At 60.8% G+C, this 20,329-nt stretch carries 19 protein-coding genes; 7 read left to right on the forward strand and 12 right to left on the reverse strand.

Translation table 11 applies throughout. The features are described 5' to 3' along the window. Window positions 1–99: 99 nt before the first annotated feature. From JFU48_RS06860 to JFU48_RS06900, 9 genes are all read right to left on the reverse strand, one after another. Window positions 100–726 carry an ABC-type transport auxiliary lipoprotein family protein gene (locus JFU48_RS06860; protein ID WP_103483974.1) on the reverse strand — a complete coding sequence of 209 codons (627 nt, stop codon included), beginning with the start codon at window positions 724–726 and terminating at the stop codon, window positions 100–102. Next, entirely contained in the window at window positions 723–1,661 is a 939-nt protein-coding gene (locus tag JFU48_RS06865) for an MlaD family protein (protein ID WP_103483975.1), read from the reverse strand. Before JFU48_RS06865 ends, JFU48_RS06860 begins: the two co-directional genes overlap by 4 nt. A 1-nt stretch (window position 1,662) precedes the next feature. Then, window positions 1,663–2,466: an ATP-binding cassette domain-containing protein gene (locus JFU48_RS06870; RefSeq protein ID WP_201136156.1), complete on the reverse strand. Its 804-nt coding sequence runs from the start codon at window positions 2,464–2,466 to the stop codon at window positions 1,663–1,665. After that, a complete protein-coding gene (locus JFU48_RS06875; RefSeq protein ID WP_045122236.1) occupies window positions 2,463–3,611 on the reverse strand; it encodes an ABC transporter permease in 1,149 nt (382 codons plus the stop codon). The genes JFU48_RS06870 and JFU48_RS06875 overlap by 4 nt, the downstream gene beginning before the upstream one ends. Before the next feature lie 55 nt (window positions 3,612–3,666). Further along, complete coding sequence (locus JFU48_RS06880; protein ID WP_201136157.1) at window positions 3,667–4,695, reverse strand: DUF5924 family protein; 1,029 nt, start codon at window positions 4,693–4,695, stop codon at window positions 3,667–3,669. Window positions 4,696–4,886: 191 nt separating this feature from the next. Further along, window positions 4,887–6,275, reverse strand: a complete 1,389-nt coding sequence (locus JFU48_RS06885; RefSeq protein WP_201136158.1) for a M16 family metallopeptidase — start codon at window positions 6,273–6,275, stop codon at window positions 4,887–4,889. A 169-nt stretch (window positions 6,276–6,444) separates the two neighbouring features. Then, entirely contained in the window at window positions 6,445–8,103 is a 1,659-nt protein-coding gene (locus JFU48_RS06890; protein WP_003220268.1) for a Na/Pi cotransporter family protein, read from the reverse strand. A gap of 442 nt (window positions 8,104–8,545) precedes the next feature. Beyond that, window positions 8,546–9,313, reverse strand: coding sequence for a TerC family protein (locus JFU48_RS06895; RefSeq protein ID WP_027610258.1), 768 nt, complete (start codon window positions 9,311–9,313; stop codon window positions 8,546–8,548). A 70-nt stretch (window positions 9,314–9,383) separates the two neighbouring features. Then, window positions 9,384–10,691 carry a CitMHS family transporter gene (locus JFU48_RS06900; protein ID WP_007954069.1) on the reverse strand — a complete coding sequence of 436 codons (1,308 nt, stop codon included), beginning with the start codon at window positions 10,689–10,691 and terminating at the stop codon, window positions 9,384–9,386. A gap of 416 nt (window positions 10,692–11,107) precedes the next feature. Between JFU48_RS06900 and JFU48_RS06905 the strand changes: the two genes are divergently transcribed. From JFU48_RS06905 to JFU48_RS06915, 3 genes are read left to right on the forward strand one after another with little or no spacing between them, the layout of a single operon-like run. Then, complete coding sequence (locus tag JFU48_RS06905) at window positions 11,108–12,121, forward strand: AAA family ATPase (protein WP_201136160.1); 1,014 nt, start codon at window positions 11,108–11,110, stop codon at window positions 12,119–12,121. Beyond that, window positions 12,118–12,624, forward strand: coding sequence for a hypothetical protein (locus tag JFU48_RS06910; RefSeq protein ID WP_103483982.1), 507 nt, complete (start codon window positions 12,118–12,120; stop codon window positions 12,622–12,624). Before JFU48_RS06905 ends, JFU48_RS06910 begins: the two co-directional genes overlap by 4 nt. Before the next feature lie 15 nt (window positions 12,625–12,639). Next, on the forward strand, window positions 12,640–13,041 hold the full coding sequence (locus tag JFU48_RS06915) for a GFA family protein (protein WP_201136162.1): 402 nt from the start codon (window positions 12,640–12,642) through the stop codon (window positions 13,039–13,041). On the opposite strand, the gene JFU48_RS06920 is transcribed toward JFU48_RS06915, so the two are convergent. Further along, the gene (locus JFU48_RS06920) at window positions 13,042–13,368 is read right to left on the reverse strand and encodes a DOPA 4,5-dioxygenase family protein (protein WP_103522039.1); all 327 of its coding nucleotides are present in this window, start codon (window positions 13,366–13,368) and stop codon (window positions 13,042–13,044) included. It abuts the gene before it with no gap. 80 nt (window positions 13,369–13,448) lie between these two features. On the opposite strand from JFU48_RS06920, the gene JFU48_RS06925 reads away from it, so the two are divergent. Further along, window positions 13,449–14,111, forward strand: a complete 663-nt coding sequence (locus JFU48_RS06925; protein ID WP_201136163.1) for an NAD(P)-dependent oxidoreductase — start codon at window positions 13,449–13,451, stop codon at window positions 14,109–14,111. Between the two features lie 4 nt (window positions 14,112–14,115). Here the strand turns inward: JFU48_RS06925 and JFU48_RS06930 are convergent, their stop codons facing one another. After that, the gene (locus JFU48_RS06930; RefSeq protein ID WP_201136164.1) at window positions 14,116–15,066 is read right to left on the reverse strand and encodes a choline sulfate utilization transcriptional regulator; all 951 of its coding nucleotides are present in this window, start codon (window positions 15,064–15,066) and stop codon (window positions 14,116–14,118) included. A 114-nt stretch (window positions 15,067–15,180) separates the two neighbouring features. Here JFU48_RS06930 and betC point away from each other — a divergent pair, with 114 nt between their 5' ends. The 3 genes from betC (at window position 15,181) to JFU48_RS06945 (ending at window position 19,411) form a co-directional block, all read left to right on the forward strand. Then, on the forward strand, window positions 15,181–16,695 hold the full coding sequence (gene betC, locus JFU48_RS06935; protein WP_201136165.1) for a choline-sulfatase: 1,515 nt from the start codon (window positions 15,181–15,183) through the stop codon (window positions 16,693–16,695). Between the two features lie 15 nt (window positions 16,696–16,710). Continuing rightward, a complete protein-coding gene (gene choX / locus JFU48_RS06940) occupies window positions 16,711–17,631 on the forward strand; it encodes a choline ABC transporter substrate-binding protein (RefSeq protein WP_201136166.1) in 921 nt (306 codons plus the stop codon). 211 nt (window positions 17,632–17,842) lie between these two features. Beyond that, window positions 17,843–19,411, forward strand: coding sequence for a SulP family inorganic anion transporter (locus JFU48_RS06945; protein ID WP_201136167.1), 1,569 nt, complete (start codon window positions 17,843–17,845; stop codon window positions 19,409–19,411). Window positions 19,412–19,501: 90 nt separating this feature from the next. Here JFU48_RS06945 and aroE read toward each other — a convergent pair whose 3' ends face one another. Continuing rightward, window positions 19,502–20,323, reverse strand: a complete 822-nt coding sequence (gene aroE / locus JFU48_RS06950) for a shikimate dehydrogenase (protein WP_201136168.1) — start codon at window positions 20,321–20,323, stop codon at window positions 19,502–19,504. Between the last annotated feature and the right edge of the window lie 6 nt (window positions 20,324–20,329).

Consider the following 20,329-nt stretch of genomic DNA (forward strand, 5'->3'; position numbering starts at 1 on the left):
CGGGCTTGCTCGCGAAAGCGGTGGGTCAGTCGACCTGTATATTGACTGACACACCGCCTTCGCGAGCAAGCCCGCTCCCACAGGGGTTATGCACAAGGTTTAAGGTCTGGGTTGTTGGGTGAATTGCTGGCCTTGCTGAACGGCCCACGCGACAACCTTGGCCGTCAGCCGATCACTGGCCTGCCCAAACCCCGCCACCACCGCCGGCACCTGCACATCGTTCAACGGCTGACGCTCTTCAAAGCGGCGGCTGGCGAGGATCTTCTGGTCATAGCCGCGCACCAGTAGCGCATCGACGCGCACCACGACGCTGGCCTGATTGCCCTGATACTCGGTCTGAAACGCCTGCAAATTGCCGCCCAGTTCCAGATCCGCGGCGAAGTTGCTGTCATCGGTACTGAGCAGCGTCACCCGACCATCCCGGGCAAAGCCATCCAGCAGCCGATTACGCACCAGCACCGGCGCCGGATCGCTCCAGCGCGAAGCCTTGTAGCTGCTGATCACGTCGCCCTGTGGAATCACCGCAATGTTGGGCCGGTTCAGCGCTTCGCTGGCCTGCAACTTGTTCAGGCGCAGCGACCAGTGCTGGGTCGCTGCTGAGCTGGCCGAGGCGGGCGCTTGCGCGGCGGGCAGGCGATAGACGTCCGAAGGCTCGGCCTTGGGCAGGATCGAGCACGCCGAGAGCAGGGAGAAACTGGCGAGGAGAGCGAAGTGAGTCAGCTTCATGGGGTGAATTCCTTGTTCTTGTCACTGCCCAGCAGGTAGCCGCTGGGGTTGGCCTCAAGGCGTTGCGAAATGCCGCGCAGCGAAGTCAGGGTTTCGCGCAGTTCGCGGATCGCCGGGGCCAGGCCATTGAGGCCCTGCAGACCGTTGTCGAGGGAGTTCTGGTTCTTGCTGAGCAAGCCGTTGATGGTGGCGCTGCTCTGTTCCAGTGACTTCATCGCCTGCTCGGCACTGCCCAGCGCCTGCTTGCCCTGATCATTGAGCAGGCCGTTGGCGTTGCGCATCAACGCCGAGGTTTGCTCGAGCATGCTGCCGGCCTGCTTGCCGACGCTCGCCAGTTGCTGCATGGCCTGGCGCAGGTCGCCACGCTGATCGTTGATCGAACCGGTGGTTTGCTCCAGGTGCGCCAGGGTGTTGCTGACGCGCTCGACGTTCTCCGGGGAAAACATCTGGTTGGCATTGTTCAGCAGGGCGGTGATGCCGGTCATCAGGTCGTTGCTGTCGTTGAGCAGCCGGGAAATGGGCGAGGGTGCCGCGACGATGGTCGGCAATTCGCCGTCATGTCCGCGCAGTTTCGGGCTCTCCGGGGTGCCGCCGCTGAGCTGGATGATCGAAGTGCCGGTGATCCCGGCCAGCGCCAGTTTGGCCTGGGTGTCTTCCTTGACCGGGGTGTCACCGCCCAGACGAATCCGTGCCAGCACCCGGCGGGGGTCTTTCGGGTCGAGACGCAGGCTGACCACGTCACCGACCTTGATCCCGCTGTACTGCACCGGGCTGCCCTTGGACAGGCCGCTGACCGCCTCGTTGAAGACCACTTCGTAATCCTTGAACTCGCTGTCGACGCTGGACTTGGCCAGCCACAGGCCGAAGAGCAGGGCGCCTGCCACGACAATCACTGAGAACAGGCCGATCAACACATGATGGGCTCGGGTTTCCATGTCAGACCTCGTTGAGCAATTTGGCGGCGTCCAGCGCCGAGCGGCCGCGCGGGCCGTGGAAGTATTCGTGAATCCACGCGTCGTTGGTTTCCGAGACCACATCGATCGGGCCGGCCACCAGCACTTTCTTCTGCGCCAGCACTGCCACGCGGTCGGTGATGGTGTAGAGCGTGTCGAGGTCGTGGGTCACCAGAAACACGCTCAGACCCAGCGCATCACGCAGGGTGAGGATCAGTTGATCGAACGCTGCCGCGCCAATCGGGTCGAGGCCGGCGGTGGGTTCGTCGAGAAACAGGATGTCCGGATCCAGTGCCAGCGCTCGGGCCAGCGCAGCGCGCTTGATCATCCCGCCGGACAGCGACGCCGGGTATTTGTCCGCCGCCGACAACGGCAGCCCGGCCAGCGCCAGCTTCACCGCCGCCAGGTGCTCGGCGTCGTTGCGGCTCAGGCCGGCGTGTTCGATCAGCGGCAGGGCGACGTTTTCGGTGACGGTCAGCGAGGAGAACAGCGCGCCTTTCTGGAACAGCACGCCGAAACGTCGCTCAACCAGCGAACGCTCATGCTCGGACAGGCTCGGCAGGTTCTGGCCGAACACCTTCACGTTGCCTTCGCTGGGCTGACGCAAACCGACAATGCTGCGCAGCAGCACCGATTTACCGCTGCCGGAACCGCCAACCACGGCGAGGATTTCGCCTTTGTACAAATCCAGATCAAGGTTCTCGTGCACGCTCTGGCTGCCAAAGCGATTGCACAGGCCACGGACTTCGATCACCGCCTCCGAGGGCGCGCGGGGTAGACGACTCACCAGCCCATCTCCATGAAGAACAGCGCAGCCACCGCATCGAGCACGATCACCACGAAAATCGACTGCACCACGGCAGACGTGGTGTGCGCGCCGACCGATTCGGCGCTGCCGCTGACCTTGAAGCCTTCCAGGCAACCGATCGTGGCGATCAGGAAAGCAAAGATCGGCGCTTTCACCAAGCCGACCAGAAAGTGCTGAATGCCGATGTCGCTTTGCAGCAGCGAGAGGAACATCGCCGGCGAAATCCCCAGCGACACCGCACACACCACGCCACCGCCGATGATCCCGCAGAGCATCGCCAGAAACGTCAGCATCGGCAGCGCCACCAGCATCGCCAGCACGCGCGGCACCACCAGCAGTTCCATCGGATCGAGGCCGAGGGTGCGGATCGCGTCGATCTCCTCGTTGGCCTTCATCGAACCGATCTGCGCGGTGAACGCACTGGCGGTGCGGCCGGCCATCAGGATCGCCGTGAGCAGCACACCGAACTCGCGCAGAAAGGAAAAACCCACCAGATCCACGGTGAATATCGTCGCACCGAAACTGGCGAGCACCGTGGCGCCGAGAAACGCCACCACCGCACCGACCAGAAAGGTCAGCAGCGCCACGATCGGCGCGGCGTCGAGACCGGTCTGTTCGATGTGGGCAACGACGGGGGTGATGCGCCAACGCTTGGGGCGCAGCAGATTGCGGGCGATGGTTTCGAGGATCAGGCCGATGAAGCCCAGCACTTGCAGGGTGTCCTGCCAGACCGTTTCCACCGCGCGCCCGATGCGGGTCAGCAGTTGCACGCTGACGCTGACTTCCGGCTCCTTGATCGGCACGCAGAAATCGGTCAGCGAGCGATACACCGTTTGCAGCAGTGCGCGGTCAGCCTGGGAAATCGTGCAGTCAGGGTGTTCGGCGGATCTGCCGAGGCGCTCGGAACCGAGCAGTTCCACCAGCAACGAAGCGCCAGCGGTGTCGAGGGCGCCGAGGCTGTTGAGGTCGACCACGGTATTGGCGTCGTACTGGCCGCGGAGTTTTTCGGTCAGGTGCTTGAGGTCGGCGTAATGGGCAAGCGTCCAGTCCCCGGAAACCCGCAGGCGGGCAGGGCTGATCGAAGTGTCCAGCTGGGCATTACCGCTCATTGAGCTGCTGATCATAAGCTCCGTGCTTGTTCGGCTAAATACGCTGGCATACGTAATAGCACGAACCGGATTACTTTTCTTTGATCGCTGTGCTGTCGGTCACTTCGAAACGCAGCACGCCGATCACCTGACCGTCCTCGGTCAGCACCCGCACCTGCCACTTGCCCGCCGGGTTGCCGGGGAAGTTCTGCTTGTGCGTCCACGCCCGATAGCCTTCCTTGCGCCCGCCGTGGATGTCGAGGGCGATGCGGTCGACTTCCTGACCGTTGAACTGCCACACATGGTAGATCCGCTCATCCAGCCCGCGCGGCGCATTGATCGCGGTGTAGGCGTAGAGACCGCCGTTGCGGATCTGCTCGGCACTGACCTGTTCGAGACTGTCGCCCGGGGTGCGATCCTGGAGCTGGGTGCTGATCGCTACGTCGGTCATCCACAGCGTTGCCGGCGGCACCCACGAGCGCAGGGTCCAGCCGACCGCGCCGATGCCGACGGTAATGCACAGAATGGCCAGCGCGTTGCGCACCGTGCGGATCGGGAAGATCGACGCCAGGCTCGGGAATGACAGCACCACCGCCGTACCCAGCGCCCATTTGAAACTCTGCGCGGTGGTCAGGTGCATGATCACCGGCAGCGCGGTGAGCAGGGCGGCGAACAGGGTCAGGGTGTGCAGCGCGAGAAACGCCCAGCGCCGTGGCGCCAGCCATTTGTAATAGAGCGGATCGACAATCGAGATCAGCGCGGCGATGCACAACAGCCCGGTGAAGATCAGTTGGCCGCTGTTCCAGGTGGTGGTGATGAAGAAGAACGGCAGGACGAAAAACAGGCTTTCCTGATGGATCATCTGCGTTGCGTAACGCAGCAGCGGCTGGGGGATTTCCCGCTTGAAGATGCGCGTGAACAGGCCGGTCAGGGTGTTTTCCAGCATCAGCCAGATCCAGCTGAGCAGCATGATGATGGTGATCCAGCTCGCCAGCCCCTGCTGGCGGTCGACCAGAATGAAACTGCCGACCCCGGAGATGAAACCGCCAAGCGCAATCACCCCGGGATAGCGCTTCATCAGCTCGAGAATGCGCTGGATCAGGAGGGGGATTTTCGGCATGTGGGCGGTTCACGACTGAATAGGAAAAAACCTCGACAGAGTACCGTCCGCCGGGCGACGTGGCGAGGCTCCCGGTCAGTAAAATCACCACAGTTCCCTGTGGGAGCGGGCTTGCTCGCGAAGGCGTGGTATCAGTCAGTGCATGTATTGCATGACACACCGCATTCGCGAGCAAGCCCGCTCCCACAGGTTCAGTGTTTGACTGGCTTACGACGGTGCAAGCGCCAGCCAATCAGCCCCAGCAACACCAAGCCCAGACCGCCGGCAATCAGCCACAACACCTCATCATCACTGAGCAACGGTTTCTCGACCCGCAGATACCCCGGTTGCAGCAGCAACTCGCGCATGGCCTTGTTCGCCGTTTCCAGCGTCACGCCTTGCAGCTCGCGGGCGGGGTTGGCGAAGCGGCCGTCTTCGTAGTCGCCCAGCGCGCTCCAGTAGTAATCGGCCATCGCGCTGTTGCCTTGGACCGCCCAGGCCTGATGGGCGATGGCGGCTTGTTTGATCCGGGCGAAGGTGTCCGGGTCGAGGCCGTTTTTCAGCAGATCGGCCTTGAGGTCTTCCAGCACCTGTTGGGCTTCGGCGAGGTCATCGCGATCCACATCGGCGTTGAGGCTCATGAAGCCGACCCCGCCAAACACTTCACGCTCGGCCCACGGCCCGTAGGACAAGCCATGGTTCAGGCGGATCTGCCGGTACAGCGCCCAGTCGAGGTAGTCCTTGAGGATGTCGAAGGTCTCGTCGTATTGATCGTCGAGCATCGGCTCCGGCACCAGCCAGTGCAACTTGGCGCCGTCGCCGATGAAGCCGCGGGTGAGGGTGCGTTCATGGGCGGCGCTGGTGCGGATGTCCGGCAGCTCACGGTGCTCCGCCGGGTCCACCGCTTCGAGCGCGCCCCAGGTGCGTTCCAGATAGGATGGCAGCAGTTTGTCGAGCTCGCCGACGACGATCAGGGTCATGTTGTTCGGCGCGTACCAGGTCTTGCGCACCTTCTCCAGTTGCTCCTGGGTCAGATGGCCGACTTCGGCGCGTTGCGGGCATTTCAGGCCCAGTTCCACTGCCAGTTGATTGCTCGCGGTGTGGCCCAGATCCTGGCGGTCGAGGAAGCGCTGCAGGCGCGTGTAGTGCCCGCCGTCCTCACGCTCGACCACACGTTTGGCGGCGTTGATCGCGTTGTCGTCGATGCGGGTCTGGGTCAAAAGGTCGAGCAGCAGGTCGAGCACCTTGCGCTGATTCTTTGCCGGGGCTTCGATGACGAACGTGGTGTCGGCGTTGCTGGTGAATGCGTTCCACTCGCCGCCCAGCGCCTGCAAGCGCTCCTCGAGGCCGCCTTCGCCGGTGGCGTCGACGCCGCTGAACAGCAGATGCTCAAGCAGATGCGGCAGCTCTTTTTCATCGCAATCGAAATCGTCGAGACCAACGCCCACCACCAGACGAATCGCCACATGCCCGCGTTCGGTGCCAGGCTTGAGCAACAGCTGCAAACCGTTGGGCAGCGCATAGCCTTCGACCTGAAATCGATCAACAGCGAAGGCGGGCAGTGAACCGAGCAACAGACAGGCGAACAACAGGCAACGCATAACAGGCTTCCATACGGCTGATTTGGAGATCCGTGTCGTCAGTCAGGCCCTCATCGCGAGCAGGCTCACTCCTACATTTGAAACGCGTTCCCCCTGTAGGAGTGAGCCTGCTCGCGATAGCGCCCTGAAGGCTGAATCAATGTTACTGACTGAGCCCAGCCCCAGACGTTCAAGGCGAATGCGTAATGTCTACCATATCGTCCGACTCCAGCGCCCCGGTGTCCGAGGTTTCCAGCACCACATAAGCACTGCTGCAAAACAGCGAATTCAAGCGTTTCATATCCGCAATCAACTCCAGATGCAGGGAACTGGTTTCCAGACTCTGCACGATCTTGCGTTGCAAACGGCTGACATGCGCATGGGCCAAACGGCGTTCCTGTGCGCGGAAACGACGTTTCTCGCGTAACAGTTGCCGAGCACTTTCCTTGTCGCCGCTGAGGAACACCGACAGGCCCAAGCGCAGGTTGGCGATCAGTTGCTGATGCAACCCGGCCAGCTCTTCCAGACCGTCCTCGGAGAACGAGCGACGCTGCGAAGTCTTCTGCTGCTGCACCTTGCGCAGCATGCGTTCGATCAGGTCGCTGGCCAGTTTCAGATTGATCGCCAGCTCGATGGTCTCCGCCCAGCGCCGACTGTCCTGCTCGCCAAGGTCCTCGCGGGGCATTTGCGCCAGATACAGCTTGATCGCGCTGTACAGCGCTTCGACGTCATCGGTCAGACGGCGCATTTCCTGGGTGATGGCGGTCTGCTTGCCGCGCAGCACATCGAGCATCGCGTCGAGCATGTTGTCGATCAGGTCGCCCATGCGCAGGGTCTCGCGGGCGGCATTGGCCAGCGCCAGGCTCGGAGTGACCAGCGCCGTTGCATCGAGATGACGCGGCTTGGCGGTGCCGTTGACCTCCGCACGCTCCGGCAGCAGCCAGGCACACAGGCGTGCCATCGGCGAAACGCTGGGCAGCAGGATCAGGCAGCGCGCAGTGTTGTAGAGCAGGTGGAAGCCGATGACCATTTCCTGCGGGCTGAAATCCAGGCCGTCCATCCAGTGCACCAGCGGATCGAGCACCGGGATGATCAGCAGCAGGCCGATCAGCTTGTACAACAGACTGCCCAGCGCCACTTGCCGGCCCGCCGAGTTCTGCATGCTGGTGCTCATGAACGCCAGCACGCCGCTGCCGATGTTGGCGCCGATCACCAGACCGATCGCCACCGGCAGGCTGATCACGCTGGCGCCAGCGAGCGTTGCGGTCAGCAGCACGGCAGCGAGGCTGGAATAGGAAATCATCGCGAACAACGCGCCGACCAGGGCGTCGAGCAGAATGTCGCCGGTCAGCGAGGCAAAAATCACCTTCACCCCTTGGGCATGGGTGATCGGCGCGGCGGCCTCGACGATCAATTGCAGCGCGAGAATGATCAGCCCCAGGCCAATCGCCACCCGGCCCATCTGCCCGAGCCGCGTCTGTTTGCGCGACAGAAAGAAAATCACCCCGAGGAAAATCAGCAGCGGCGACAGCCACGACAGATCGAACGTCAGCACCCGCGCCATCAGCGCGGTACCGACGTCGGCGCCGAGCATGGTCGCCAGCGCCGGGGTCAGCGCCATCAGGCCCTGGCCGACGAAGGAGGTCACGAGCATGGCGGTGGCGTTGCTGCTCTGCACCATCGCGGTCACGACGATGCCGGCGACGAACGCGAGCCAGCGTTTGGACATGTTCTGGCCAATCACATGGCGCAGATTGGTGCCGTACACCCGCAGGATGCCGGTTCGGACGATATGCGTGCCCCAGATCAGCAGGGCCACGGCAGAAAGCAAATTGAGCAGGGTGAGCATGCAGACCCCCTGTAATGGCAGCGCCCCAGAGGGGCAAGTTGACGGTAGCGCGCGGTTTCTACGTTTTTGATACTTAAGCTGTAGTTGGCTAACGGACTGGGCGCCAGCATTGCACAGCTAAAGTGCGGATTGAAACAAAAGTGTCATGAAAATGGGTTTATTCACCTCATCTGAAATCAACGCGGTCCCCTGTAGGAGTGAGCCTGCTCGCGATAGGGCCATCAACTTCAACATCGTTGTTTACTGACGGACCGGCGATCGCGAGCAGGCTCACTCCTACAGGTATTACGGCTGCCCCAGATTCTTCAGTACCCCTGAACAACTGTGGGAGCGAGCTTGCTCGCGAAAGCGGTGGGTCAGCCAACATTGTTGTCGACTGACACTCCGTCTTTGCGAGCAGGCTCGCTCCCACAGCGGTGTTGCGTGATTCAGGACTACCGGGTTATTGCCCCGGAACGTCCTTGCGCAGTTTCACCGGATCTTGCTGCTGTTTCTTCCTGGCCATCGCGCCGCGCAGTTTGATGTTGATCGCTTCCACCGCCAGCGAGAACGCCATGGCGAAGTAGACGTAGCCTTTCGGTACGTGCACGTCGAACGATTCGGCGATCAGCACTGTACCGACCACCAGCAGGAACGACAGCGCCAGCATCTTCAGCGACGGATGCTTGTCGATGAACTCGCTGATCTTGCCCGAGGCCGCCATCATCACCAGCACGGCGACGACGATTGCCGCGACCATCACCGGCACATGGGAAACCATGCCGACAGCGGTGATCACCGAGTCCAGCGAGAACACGATGTCGATGATCGCGATCTGGATGATCGTGTAGAGGAAGTTGCCGCCCTTGCCCGAAGGCTCGTCGCCGCTTTCGTCTTCGCCTTCCAGCGCGTGGTACATCTCTTGCGAGCTCTTCCACAGCAGGAACAGGCCACCGAAGAACAGGATCAGGTCACGCCCGGAAATGCCTTGGCCGAACACCACGAACAGGTCGGCGGTGAGGCGCATGACCCAGGTGATCGACAGCAGCAACAGGATCCGCGTGATCATCGCCAGGCCCAGGCCGAAGATGCGCGTGCGCTGCTGCATGTGCTTGGGCATGCGGCTGACCAGGATCGAAATCATGATGATGTTATCGATGCCCAGAACGATTTCCAGGGCGGTCAGGGTAAAGAAGGCAACCCAGATTTCGGGGTTGGTCAGCCAATCCATGTGTATTCCTTTGAGCGAGTGTTAAACCAGAACGCCAGCAAGCAGCTGGCGTCATGGTGAGTGAATGCCGTTACAACGTGCTGAACAGCGGGAAAGTCCCCAGCAGCAAGGCGGCCACCAGTATGCACAGGCACACCAGCACTGCCCACTTCAGGGTGAAACGTTGGTGATCACCGAACTCGATACCGGCCAGCGCCACCAGCAGGTAGGTCGACGGCACCAGCGGGCTGAGCAAGTGGACGGGCTGACCGACGATCGAGGCACGGGCCATTTCCACTGCGGTGATGCCGTAATGGCTGGCCGCTTCGGAGAGCACCGGCAACACGCCGTAGTAGAACGCGTCGTTCGACATGAAGAACGTGAACGGCATGCTCACCAGCGCCGTGATCACCGCCAGGTACGGGCCGAGGAAGTCCGGAATCACTGCCAGCAGACTTTTCGACATGGCGTCGACCATGCCGGTTCCGGACAGGATACCGGTGAAGATACCCGCAGCGAAAATCAGACTGACCACCGACAGCACGCTGCCGGCGTGGGCCGCAACGCGGTCCTTCTGCATTTGCAGGCACGGGTAATTGACGATCATCGCGATGCTGAACGCCACCATGAACAACACCGGCAGCGGCAGCAGGCCGGCGATCAGGGTGCACATCAGCGCCAGGGTCAGCAGGCCGTTGAACCAGATCAGCTTCGGACGGCGGGCATCGGGGAATTGCGACACGCTGATTTCACTGTGATCGATTTCGTCGCCGATCAGGTGCAGCTCGCCCAGACGCGCACGCTCACGTTTGCCGTAGAAGTAGGCAATGATCAGGATCGCCACCACACCGGCGGCCATGGCCGGGATCATCGGCACGAAGATGTCCGACGGGTCGACATGCAGCGCACTGGCGGCACGCGCGGTCGGGCCGCCCCACGGGGTCATGTTCATCACGCCACCGGCGAGGATGATCAGACCGGCCATGATCCGCGGGCTCATGCCGATGCGGCTGTACAGCGGCAGCATGGCGGCCACGCAGATCATGTAAGTGGTCGCGCCGTCACCATCAAGGGAAACGACGAGCGCCAGCACGGCGGTACCGACCGAAACTTTCAGCGGGTCGCCCTTGACCAGTTTGAGGATCTTGCGCACGGCCGGGTCGAACAGGCCGGAGTCGATCATCAGGGCGAAGTACAGAATGGCGAACATCAGCATCACGCCAGTCGGCGCAAGCTTGGTAATACCTTCGAGCATCATCGGGCCAATCTTCGGCGCGAAACCACCGAACAGGGCGAACAGGATCGGGATGATGATCAGGGCGATCAGCGCAGACAGGCGCTTGGTCATGATCAGGAACATGAACGTGATGACCATGGCAAAGCCAAGGAAAGTCAGCATGGGAATACTCCAGGCGTAGCGCGGCGAGTGAAGTGAGCGGATCGGAAAGGGATCAGCGCAGAACGGGAAGCACGAGACGTACGGGCGGAGTGACAGCGAAGAGGCGGGTTACAGAGGACATCAGATCACCATTGTTGTTGTTAATTGGGCCTGACGTGCGAGCGATCACACGCGCTGGCCAACCGGTCTGTTGCCGGTAGTGGCGGCGATCCTAATCGGGCAACCTTTCAGCTACCTTTCGCGGATGAAAGGTCTGACGAGAGGCGCGGCCACTTTCATGCAACTGGAAGCAGATACAACGATGAACGTCGTAAGACCTTTCTGTAGTTTCTGAGGGAGCGTCTTCACCCGCTGTATGGAAGGGAAACGCAATGCTAGGCTTGCGCCACTGCAATGTTTGAGAGGAGCTCCAACCAATGCTTAATAGCGTTGAATTAGATAATTTCGGCCCGCTACAAAAAATCCGCTGGGGCAAGCTCTCAAACTTGAATCTGATTATCGGAGCAAACAGCAGCGGCAAGACGTTTTTGCTCAAAGCGCTTTACTGCACGATGCGCACGCTCGAAGAGTACCAGCGTGGAAATGAACAACGTTCCGCCGCGGAGATACTGGCAGACAAACTTTACTGGACGTTTCAGGCAGACAAGATTGGCGACCTGGTAACAAAAAGTGCAGACGGTCCGTTGATGTGCAAGGTCAACGTTGACTCTCGAGCGTTTCGGTACGGATTCGGCAAAGACACGACAAAGAACATTGCCACGTTAGAAAATCACGTCCCTCCACGAGGCAGCAACTCAATATTTCTTCCTCCCAAGGAAGTACTTTCCCTGCAACACATTATTCTGAAAAGCCGTGACATCGATAAAGACTTCGGTTTCGACGACACCTATTACGATCTGGCGAAAGCACTCCGCCTCCTACCGACGAAAGGAAAAAATCACGCTCATTTCGCAAAGGCCAGGGAGAATCTGGAGGAGATGTTCGGCGGCAAGGTGGAATTCGACAGCAGTACAAATCGCTGGCAATTCAAAAAAGGCAATCAGAAGTTCCAGATTGGCTCTACTGCTGAGGGCATCAAGAAAATTGCCATTCTCGACACCTTGCTGGGCAATCGATTCCTGACCAAAGATTCCATGGTATTCATCGACGAACCCGAGTCGGCCTTGCATCCGGTAGCCATCACCAGGCTCGTCGATATCATTGTGTCTCTGGCCGCAAGCGGGATTCAGTTTTTCATTGCCAGCCACTCGTATTTCGTCATTAAAGCGCTGTATCTCGCGGCGCAAAAACAGAACATGTCTATCCCTGTTCTCTCGTCAATTGACGGCGAATGGCTCGGTGATGATCTTCTCAAAGGTATGCCGGACAACCCCATCGTCGATGAGTCCATTCGTCTTTATGAAGAGGAAGTGGAGCTGGCTCTGGGATGACTATTTCAATCGAAGAATCAGGGATGATTTTCGGGCCGTTTTCAGAGGATCAGCTTTTTCCGATCGAAAACAGTCCACTGTCCAAAAAAATAGGAAACGGCATCAAGGTCACTGAGTTTGTTCTACTTCGCGATCTTCAGGACAAACCTCAGGAAGTCTGGTTTGTAGAGGCAAAATCAAGTGCTCCTCGGCAGACCGAAGTATTCGTAGAAGAGATCAGGCAAAAATTCACCAACTCAGTGCAATTGACGCTTGCGGCCTGCCTTAGGCGGCACCCTCACAGTGATGAACACCTTCCAGCAGGTTTCTTGAATCTTGATCTCTCAAACTGCGCCATAAAATGCATTCTGGTCATAAACCAATTTCCAAAGGAATGGATGATCGGACTACGTGACGCGCTGAATAAGGCAATGAGCTCTTTAGCGAAGACTCTCGGGCTAAAACCGGGCTCAGTCGTCGTCATTAATGACGAAATGGCACGGGCCAGGAATCTGATAAGTTAACTAAGAGGGCAGGCGATGACTTTATCGCACAGCGGCGGCTGCCATTGCGGACATATCCGCTATCGGTTCAGCGGGCCATTGCAGGACATTGCCCACTGCCACTGCTCGATCTGCCGCAAGGTCAGCGGTGGAATCGTCACCACCTGGATCACGGTTCCGGCAGCCAGCTTTCATTGGCTGGCGGGGACGCCTTCGCGCTATGACTCGTCGGGCAGTTGCGCGCGGTATTTCTGTCCGCGTTGTGGCGCGCAGCTGGCGCTGGTGACATTGCTCAGTCCCGAGAGCATCGATGTGACCATCGCCACGCTGGATCACCCGGAGCGGGCGCCGGCCGAGCGGCACATCTGGACCGACAGCCAATTGCCTTGGCTGCATCTGGACGAGCATCTGCCGGGCGAGCCTGAAGAAACCCTTTGATCAGAAAATAGACAGATCCAGCGGACGCATCGCCCCCATCCAGATCGCATGCTCGGTGTGATCGAGCAAGTCATCGCCGGTATCCGGGTGCAAAAACACCACCAGCCCCTTGCGATTGAGCGCCAGCCACGGCAACAGATCGCCGATCAGCTGCGGGCCAAAAGCCAACTGGCAGCTCCAGTCCGGGTGTGGGCCGACCGGACGTTCGTGCATCCGGCCCATCTGCACTGGAAACAACTGCGCGGCCTGTTCGCACAAGGCCCGGGCCTGAGCAATCGTGCTGGCGTCGTAATAAATATGGGCGTGGTAGCCCTTGATCGTGTGCATTTGAAAGCCTCTGAATCGAATTCGAACCCTCGCCGTTTCCTGTAGGTCACACGCCATATGACAGGAACAGGAGCTCAGCCATGAAAAATGCCGAAACCCCGACGGTGAAAGTGGTGCTCTATGGTGCCATGGCCAGCCTCGGCGGTGCGTTGATGGCTGAATTGCTGCGACGGCAGCACGAAGTCATCGCGATTCTCGACGATTTGAACGTACTCGCGCCACGTCCCGGCCTGCGCACCAAAAGCGGCGATCTGTTCGATGCCGAGCGGGTCAAGCAAAGCGTAGCGGGCAGTTCGGCGGTGATCTGTCTGCTGGATGCTCCGGGGTTGCCGTTCAGCAGCGACCATGTGGAAAGGTCCGTGGTACTCGGCCCGGTGGAACAGGTGCTGGCGGTCGATGCATTGGTCGACGGCTTGCAGGCGGCCAACGTGCCACGGCTGTTCCTGGTGGGGAATTTTGCCGTGCTCGACGAGCCGGAGCTGGACGACGGGCTGCAACGCCACGCCGCCGAAGAAATCCGCGAAGCCCTGCAAAGCAGCCCGCTGCAGTGGACACTGGTGAATGCGCCCCACGGGGTGGCGGGGCTGACCATTGAGCATTTCAGTCAGGTGGGCGGCAATCTGGAGCCGGGGCTGGCGGAGCCGCTGGAACGGCTGAACCGGGTCGCGGTGGGGATTGCCGATGAGCTGCGATTGAACCTGCATGTGGGGCAACATGTGAATTTTGTCGCCGCAACTGGCTGAGCGTTCAAACCGCAATCGACGGTAACGCTAACCCGGCGAGAGATTCGGCGCTGCTGGCCTGTTCCGCCATCAACCAATCGACAAACTGCTGAATCAACGCGCCCCGGCGTTTGCGTTGCGGCAGCACCACGTAATACCCCAGACGCGACAACGTGGTCTCGGCGATTGGCCGACAGAGCAAGCCTTGGCTCAGCAAGTTATCCACAAGGTGGCGCCAGCCGATGGCCACACCCTGACCGCCAATCGCCGCTTGAATCAACAAGGTGTAATTGTCGAAACGCAATTGGCCCGGTGCTGGCGGGGTACTGATGCCCAGTTCGCGAAACAACCCGCTCCAGTCAAACCAGTTGCTGCTGTTCTCCCCGCGCAGGTGCAGCAGCGGCAACTCCAGCAATGCCTGAGCAGGCAAGGGCAGGGCACGCTCCTTGAGCAATTGCGGACTGCATACGGGAAACACTTCTTCGCTGAACAGCCAATGGCTTTCGCCCTGCTTGAAGCGCCCGTCTCCAAACAGCACCGCAACATCAATGTCGGTGCGCAGCATGTTGTGGTTGCGCTCGCTGGTGACCAGGCTGACGTCGACATTCGGATTGGCTTCGTGGAAGCGATGCAGGCGCGGCATCAGCCAGTAGGCGGCGAAGGCGAAGTCGGTGGCGACCTGCAACACCTCATGTTGCTGTTGCGCGCTGATCGCACTCAATCCTGCGTCGATGTTCTGCAAACCGAGCTGAACCTGCTCGAACAGAATCGTCCCGCCCTCGGTCAGTTCGATGCCGCGGTAGATCCGGTCAAACAGTCGTGCGCCCAGTTGTTCTTCCAGACGCTTGATCTGCTGGCTGATCGCTGGCTGCGTGGTGCCCAGCTCCACCGCCGCCGCGGTAAAGCTGCGGTGACGGGCCGCCGCCTCGAAGGCGCGCAACAGGTCGAGGGACAGATTGCCGAGGGCTTCATACATAAGCTGTGCTTATCCTAGTCATTGTCCGGCGCGGGCTTTACCTGACAGGGCATGGACTCCATGCTCGATCGCAGCAATGTCGCATAAATATTCACTATGGAATGCCGCGATCACATGAAGCGCAAGAACATTCTTTTCATCATGGCCGATCAAATGGCCGCGCCAATGTTGCCGATCTACGGCCCGTCGCCGATCAAACTGCCGAATCTTTCGCGCCTCGCCGCTCAGGGCGTGGTGTTCGACGCCGCTTATTGCAACAGTCCGCTGTGCGCGCCGTCGCGCTTTACCCTGGTCAGCGGTCAGTTGCCGAGCAAGATCGGCGCCTACGACAACGCCGCCGATTTCCCCGCCGACATTCCGACCTACGCCCATTACCTGCGCCGCCTCGGCTACCGCACCGCGCTGTCGGGCAAGATGCATTTCTGCGGCCCGGATCAATTGCACGGCTACGAAGAGCGCCTGACCAGCGACATCTACCCGGCCGATTACGGCTGGGCGGTGAACTGGGACGAGCCGGACGTGCGCCCGAGCTGGTATCACAACATGTCGTCGGTGCTGCAGGCGGGGCCGTGCGTACGCACCAACCAGCTCGACTTCGACGAAGAGGTGGTGTTCAAGGCCCAGCAATACCTGTTCGATCACATTCGCGAGGACGGTGATCAGCCGTTCTGCCTGACCGTTTCGATGACTCACCCACACGACCCGTACACGATTCCCAAGGCGTTCTGGGATTTGTACGACGACGGTGACATCCCGTTGCCGAGCACTCCGGAGCAACATTCCCTCGATCCACACTCGCAACGCCTGCTCAAGGTCTACGACCTGTGGGACAAACCGCTGCCTGTGGATAAAATTCGCGACGCGCGCCGCGCCTATTTCGGCGCGTGCAGCTATATCGACGCCAACGTCGGCAAACTCCTGCAAACCCTCGAGGATACCGGGCTGATCGACGACACCATCATCGTGTTCTCCGGCGACCACGGCGACATGCTTGGCGAGAAAGGCCTCTGGTACAAAATGCACTGGTTCGAGATGGCTGCGCGGGTGCCGCTGTTGATCAGCGCTCCGGGGCAGTTCGCTGCCGGCCGGGTCAGCGCTGCGGTGTCCACCGCTGATCTGTTGCCGACCTTCGTCGAACTGGCCGGCGGCAGCCTGGAGCCGAACTTGCCGCTGGACGGCCGCTCGCTGCTGACGCACCTGCAAGGGCAGGGCGGGCATGACGAGGTGTTCGGCGAGTACATGGCGGAGGGCACGGTCAGCCCGCTGATGATGATCCGTCGCGGCGCCTACAAATTTATCTACAGTGAAAGCGATCCGTGCCTACTCTTCGATGTGCACAATGATCCGCGTGAACTCGAAGAACTCAGCCATTCGCCGCAACATCGCCAGCTGTTCGACGATTTTCTCGCCGAAGCGCGGGCCAAGTGGGACATCCCGGCGATTCACCGCGAGGTGCTCGCCAGCCAGCGACGCCGGCGTTTTGTTGCCGATGCCCTGACCATCGGCAAGCTGAAGAGCTGGGATCACCAGCCGCTGGTGGACGCCAGTCAGCAGTACATGCGCAACCACATCGACCTCGACGATCTGGAACGCAAGGCCCGTTATCCACAACCCTGCCAAAACCAATAATGTAAGGGGAAGTCCATGCGCAAGTTATCCACAGCACTGACGATTGGCCTGCTGGCTCTGGCCAGCGCCTCGGCATTCGCCGAACAAAGCTGCGAAACAGTGAAAATGGCCGACCCGGGCTGGAGCGACATCGCCGCGACCAACGCCATCGCCGGGTTTCTGCTGGACGGCATGGGCTACAAGGCCAAGGTTGACACCCTCGCGGTGCCGATCACCTTCGGTGGTTTGAAGGACGGTCAGGTGGATGTGTTCCTCGGCAACTGGATGCCGGCGCAGCAGGGCTTCTACGACAAGTTCGTCGCCACCGGTGACGTCACGCAACTGGCGAAGAACCTCGATGGCACCGAGTTCACCCTGGCCGTCCCGGATTATGTGTGGGACGCCGGTGTGCATAACTTTGCCGACCTGAACAAATACGCCGACAAGTTCGACAAGAAGATCTACGGCATCGGTTCCGGTGCGCCAGCGAACATTTCGCTGCAGGAAATCATCAAGAAGAACGACTTCGACCTCGGCCAGTGGAAGCTGATCGAATCCAGCGAACAGGCGATGCTCGCCGAAGTCTCGCGGGCGGTGAAGAAACAGAAATTCGTCACCTTCCTCGGCTGGACCCCGCACCCGATGAACGTGCAGCTGAAGATGCATTACCTCAAGGGCGGCGAGAAGTATTTCGGCGACACCGGCAGCGTCTATACCCTCACGCGCAAGGGCTACGCCGAGGCCTGTCCGAATGTGGGCAAGTTGCTGACCAACCTGGCGTTCACCCAGGACATGGAGAACAGCATCATGGCTGAGGTGGTGAACAAGAAAGTCAGCAATGCCGATGCGGTGAAGGCATGGATCAAAGCCAATCCGGCGGTGCTGGACAAGTGGCTGGATGGGGTGAAGACCGTGGATGGCAAGGATGCGTTGCCTGCGGTGAAGGCCAAGCTCTAACGCTTTCTACTTGACGACAACTTACCCGTGGCGAGGGGATTTATCCCCGATCGGCTGCGCAGCAGTCGCAAAATCTATGCACTCGGTATACCTGACTCACCGAGACCGTCGGTTTTGGGGCCGCTTCGCAGCCCATCGGGGATAAATCCCCTCGCCACAGTGATTGGCGCGTCCTGATAACCTTGCATAAACCCACACACCACGAGAACCCATGGCCCTGCCCAGTCGCCACTCACTCTTCCCCTTCCTGACATGGCTGCCCCGGCAAACCTGCGCCAGCGTCGGCCGGGATCTGGTCGTTGGCCTGAGCGGTGCCATTCTCGCGCTGCCACAGTCGATCGCCTACGCGCTGATCGCCGGCCTGCCACCGGAATACGGCCTCTATGCCGCGATCATCCCGGTGCTGATCGCCTGCCTGTGGGGTTCCTCGTGGCATCTGATCTGCGGCCCGACCGCAGCGATTTCGATTGTGCTGTATGCCAGCGTCAGCCCCTTGGCCGTGCCCGCGTCCCAGGACTACATCACCCTGATCCTGCTGTTGAGCTTTCTGGCGGGGATTTTTCAGTGGCTGCTCGGCCTGCTGCGCTTCGGTGCGCTGGTGAATTTCGTCTCGCATTCGGTGGTGCTCGGCTTCACCCTCGGCGCAGCGGTGGTGATTGCCATCGGCCAGTTGCCGAATCTGCTGGGGCTGGATCTGCCGGCCAAAGCCACGGCGCTGGACAGCCTGATGGATCTGCTGCAGCACCTGCAGGCTGTGGATAAACCTTCATTGGTATTGGGCGTGGCCACGGTGGTGGTCGGTTTCGTGCTCAGACAATTGCTGCCGCGCTGGCCGACCCTGTTGATCACCCTGGTGCTCGGCAGCCTGCTGGTGTGGCTGTGGCCGACGATGTTCGGCCACGTGCATCGGGTCAGCGCCTTTGTCGGGCGCTTGCCGCCGTTCAGCGCGTTGCCGCTGGATCTGGATCTGGTGCTGCGCTTGCTGCCGAGCGCCGTGGCGGTGGGCATGCTCGGGCTGGTGACGAGTCTGTCGATTGCCCGTTCGATTGCCGCGCGCTCCCAGCAGTTGCTCGATGCCAATCAGGAAGTCCGTGCGCAGGGTCTATCGAACATCGTCGGGGCGTTCTTTTCCGGTTCGTTGTCCGCCGGCTCGTTCACCCGCTCAGGTCTGAGCTACGAGGCCGGTGCCTGTTCGCCGCTGGCCGGGGTGTTTTCGGCGATCTGGGTCGCGCTGTTCGCGATTTTCGGCGCCGGGCTGATTTCACACATTCCCATTCCGGCGATGGCCGGAAGCATTCTGCTGATCGCCTGGGGGCTGGTGGATCATCGCGGGATTCGTTCGCTGCTGCGGGTCAGCCGCGCCGAGTTCGTGGTCATGGCCCTGACCTGCCTCGCCACGCTATTGCTGGAATTGCAGACGGCAATCTACGCCGGGGTGCTGGCGTCGCTGTTCTTCTACCTCAAGCGCACCTCGCAACCACGGGTACAGCACTGGCGCGAGGGTGAGGAGGATGTGTTGCGGGTTGGCGGCTCGATCTTCTTCGGCGCCAGCCATTACCTGCAAGTGCGCCTGCAACGGCTGCACGGCACGCGGGTGGTGATCGAGGCGCAGCAGATCAACTTCATCGATTATTCGGGGGTGGAAATGCTGCATCAGGAGGCGCGGCGCCTGCTGCGTCAGGATCGCAGCCTGACCCTGCGCCGGGCGCGGCCGCAGGTGGTGGAGGAGTTGAGAAAGCTGGAAGGGCCGGAGAAATGCCCGATCCGGTTTGAGGATTGATCCAGAATCGGCGGTGCGGCCATTCGCGAGCAAGCCCGCTCCCACATTTGATCGCATTCCAATGTGGGAGCGGGCTTGCTCGCGAAGCTTTTAAAGGGCCAACTGGCGGCGTAGTTCGGCGAGCACCGGCGCCGTATCCGGACGCACCCCGCGCCACAGGAAAAATGCCTCGGCAGCCTGTTCAGCCAGCATCCCCAGACCATCCATCGACACCGCCGCGCCATGCTCGCTGGCCCAGCGGCAGAACGCGGTCGGTTCCTTGCCGTACATCATGTCGTAGCACAGGGTCTGGCCCGGTTCGATCAGGCTCGGCGCAATCGGCGGTACATCGCCGGTCAGACTGGCGGAGGTGGCGTTGATGATCACGTCCACCGGCTCCTGCAACCAGTCGAAACCACTGGCCGACACCGGCCCCAGATCACCGAACAACTCCGCCAGCAGCTCGGCCTTGTCCACCGTGCGATTGGCGATGATCACCGATGCCGGCTTCTCGGCCAGCAACGGCTCCAGCGCGCCACGCACCGCGCCGCCAGCGCCGAGCAGCAGGATGCGCTTGCCGGTCAGGCTGAACCCGGCATTCACCGACAGGTCGCGCACCAGTCCGGCGCCATCGGTGTTGTCACCGAGCAACGAGCCGTCGGCCAGTTTGCTCAGGGTGTTCACCGCACCAGCGCGTTGCGCACGGGCGGTCAGGCTGTTCGCCAGGCGGAAGGCTTCTTCCTTGAACGGCACAGTGACGTTGGCGCCGCGACCGTCCTGGAAGAACGCCATGGCGCAGTGAGTAAAGTCGTCGAGTGGCGCCAGCAGGGTGCTGTAGTCGAGGCGCTGGCCGGTCTGCTCGGCGAACAGTTTGTGAATCATCGGCGACTTGCTGTGGCCGATCGGGTTACCGAAAACGACGTAACGATCCATCAGCAG

This window comes from Pseudomonas sp. TH49 (assembly GCF_016650625.1).
In the GTDB taxonomy this organism is placed as follows: Bacteria; Pseudomonadota; Gammaproteobacteria; order Pseudomonadales; family Pseudomonadaceae; genus Aquipseudomonas; species Aquipseudomonas fluorescens_H.

What these genes read in the sequence shown, in the direction of transcription:
- JFU48_RS06860 (WP_103483974.1), bottom strand. Translation starts at nt 726, where the DNA reads ATGAAGCTGACTCACTTCGCTCTCCTCGCCAGTTTCTCCCTGCTCTCG.
- JFU48_RS06910 (WP_103483982.1), top strand. Translation starts at nt 12,118, where the DNA reads ATGACTATTTCAATCGAAGAATCAGGGATGATTTTCGGGCCGTTTTCA.
- JFU48_RS06900 (WP_007954069.1), bottom strand. Translation starts at nt 10,691, where the DNA reads ATGCTGACTTTCCTTGGCTTTGCCATGGTCATCACGTTCATGTTCCTG.
- JFU48_RS06945 (WP_201136167.1), top strand. Translation starts at nt 17,843, where the DNA reads ATGGCCCTGCCCAGTCGCCACTCACTCTTCCCCTTCCTGACATGGCTG.
- JFU48_RS06865 (WP_103483975.1), bottom strand. Translation starts at nt 1,661, where the DNA reads ATGGAAACCCGAGCCCATCATGTGTTGATCGGCCTGTTCTCAGTGATT.
- JFU48_RS06925 (WP_201136163.1), top strand. Translation starts at nt 13,449, where the DNA reads ATGAAAAATGCCGAAACCCCGACGGTGAAAGTGGTGCTCTATGGTGCC.
- JFU48_RS06890 (WP_003220268.1), bottom strand. Translation starts at nt 8,103, where the DNA reads ATGCTCACCCTGCTCAATTTGCTTTCTGCCGTGGCCCTGCTGATCTGG.
- JFU48_RS06885 (WP_201136158.1), bottom strand. Translation starts at nt 6,275, where the DNA reads ATGCGTTGCCTGTTGTTCGCCTGTCTGTTGCTCGGTTCACTGCCCGCC.
- betC (WP_201136165.1), top strand. Translation starts at nt 15,181, where the DNA reads ATGAAGCGCAAGAACATTCTTTTCATCATGGCCGATCAAATGGCCGCG.
- JFU48_RS06930 (WP_201136164.1), bottom strand. Translation starts at nt 15,066, where the DNA reads ATGTATGAAGCCCTCGGCAATCTGTCCCTCGACCTGTTGCGCGCCTTC.
- JFU48_RS06895 (WP_027610258.1), bottom strand. Translation starts at nt 9,313, where the DNA reads ATGGATTGGCTGACCAACCCCGAAATCTGGGTTGCCTTCTTTACCCTG.
- aroE (WP_201136168.1), bottom strand. Translation starts at nt 20,323, where the DNA reads ATGGATCGTTACGTCGTTTTCGGTAACCCGATCGGCCACAGCAAGTCG.
- JFU48_RS06920 (WP_103522039.1), bottom strand. Translation starts at nt 13,368, where the DNA reads ATGCACACGATCAAGGGCTACCACGCCCATATTTATTACGACGCCAGC.
- JFU48_RS06875 (WP_045122236.1), bottom strand. Translation starts at nt 3,611, where the DNA reads ATGATCAGCAGCTCAATGAGCGGTAATGCCCAGCTGGACACTTCGATC.
- JFU48_RS06905 (WP_201136160.1), top strand. Translation starts at nt 11,108, where the DNA reads ATGCTTAATAGCGTTGAATTAGATAATTTCGGCCCGCTACAAAAAATC.
- JFU48_RS06880 (WP_201136157.1), bottom strand. Translation starts at nt 4,695, where the DNA reads ATGCCGAAAATCCCCCTCCTGATCCAGCGCATTCTCGAGCTGATGAAG.
- JFU48_RS06915 (WP_201136162.1), top strand. Translation starts at nt 12,640, where the DNA reads ATGACTTTATCGCACAGCGGCGGCTGCCATTGCGGACATATCCGCTAT.
- choX (WP_201136166.1), top strand. Translation starts at nt 16,711, where the DNA reads ATGCGCAAGTTATCCACAGCACTGACGATTGGCCTGCTGGCTCTGGCC.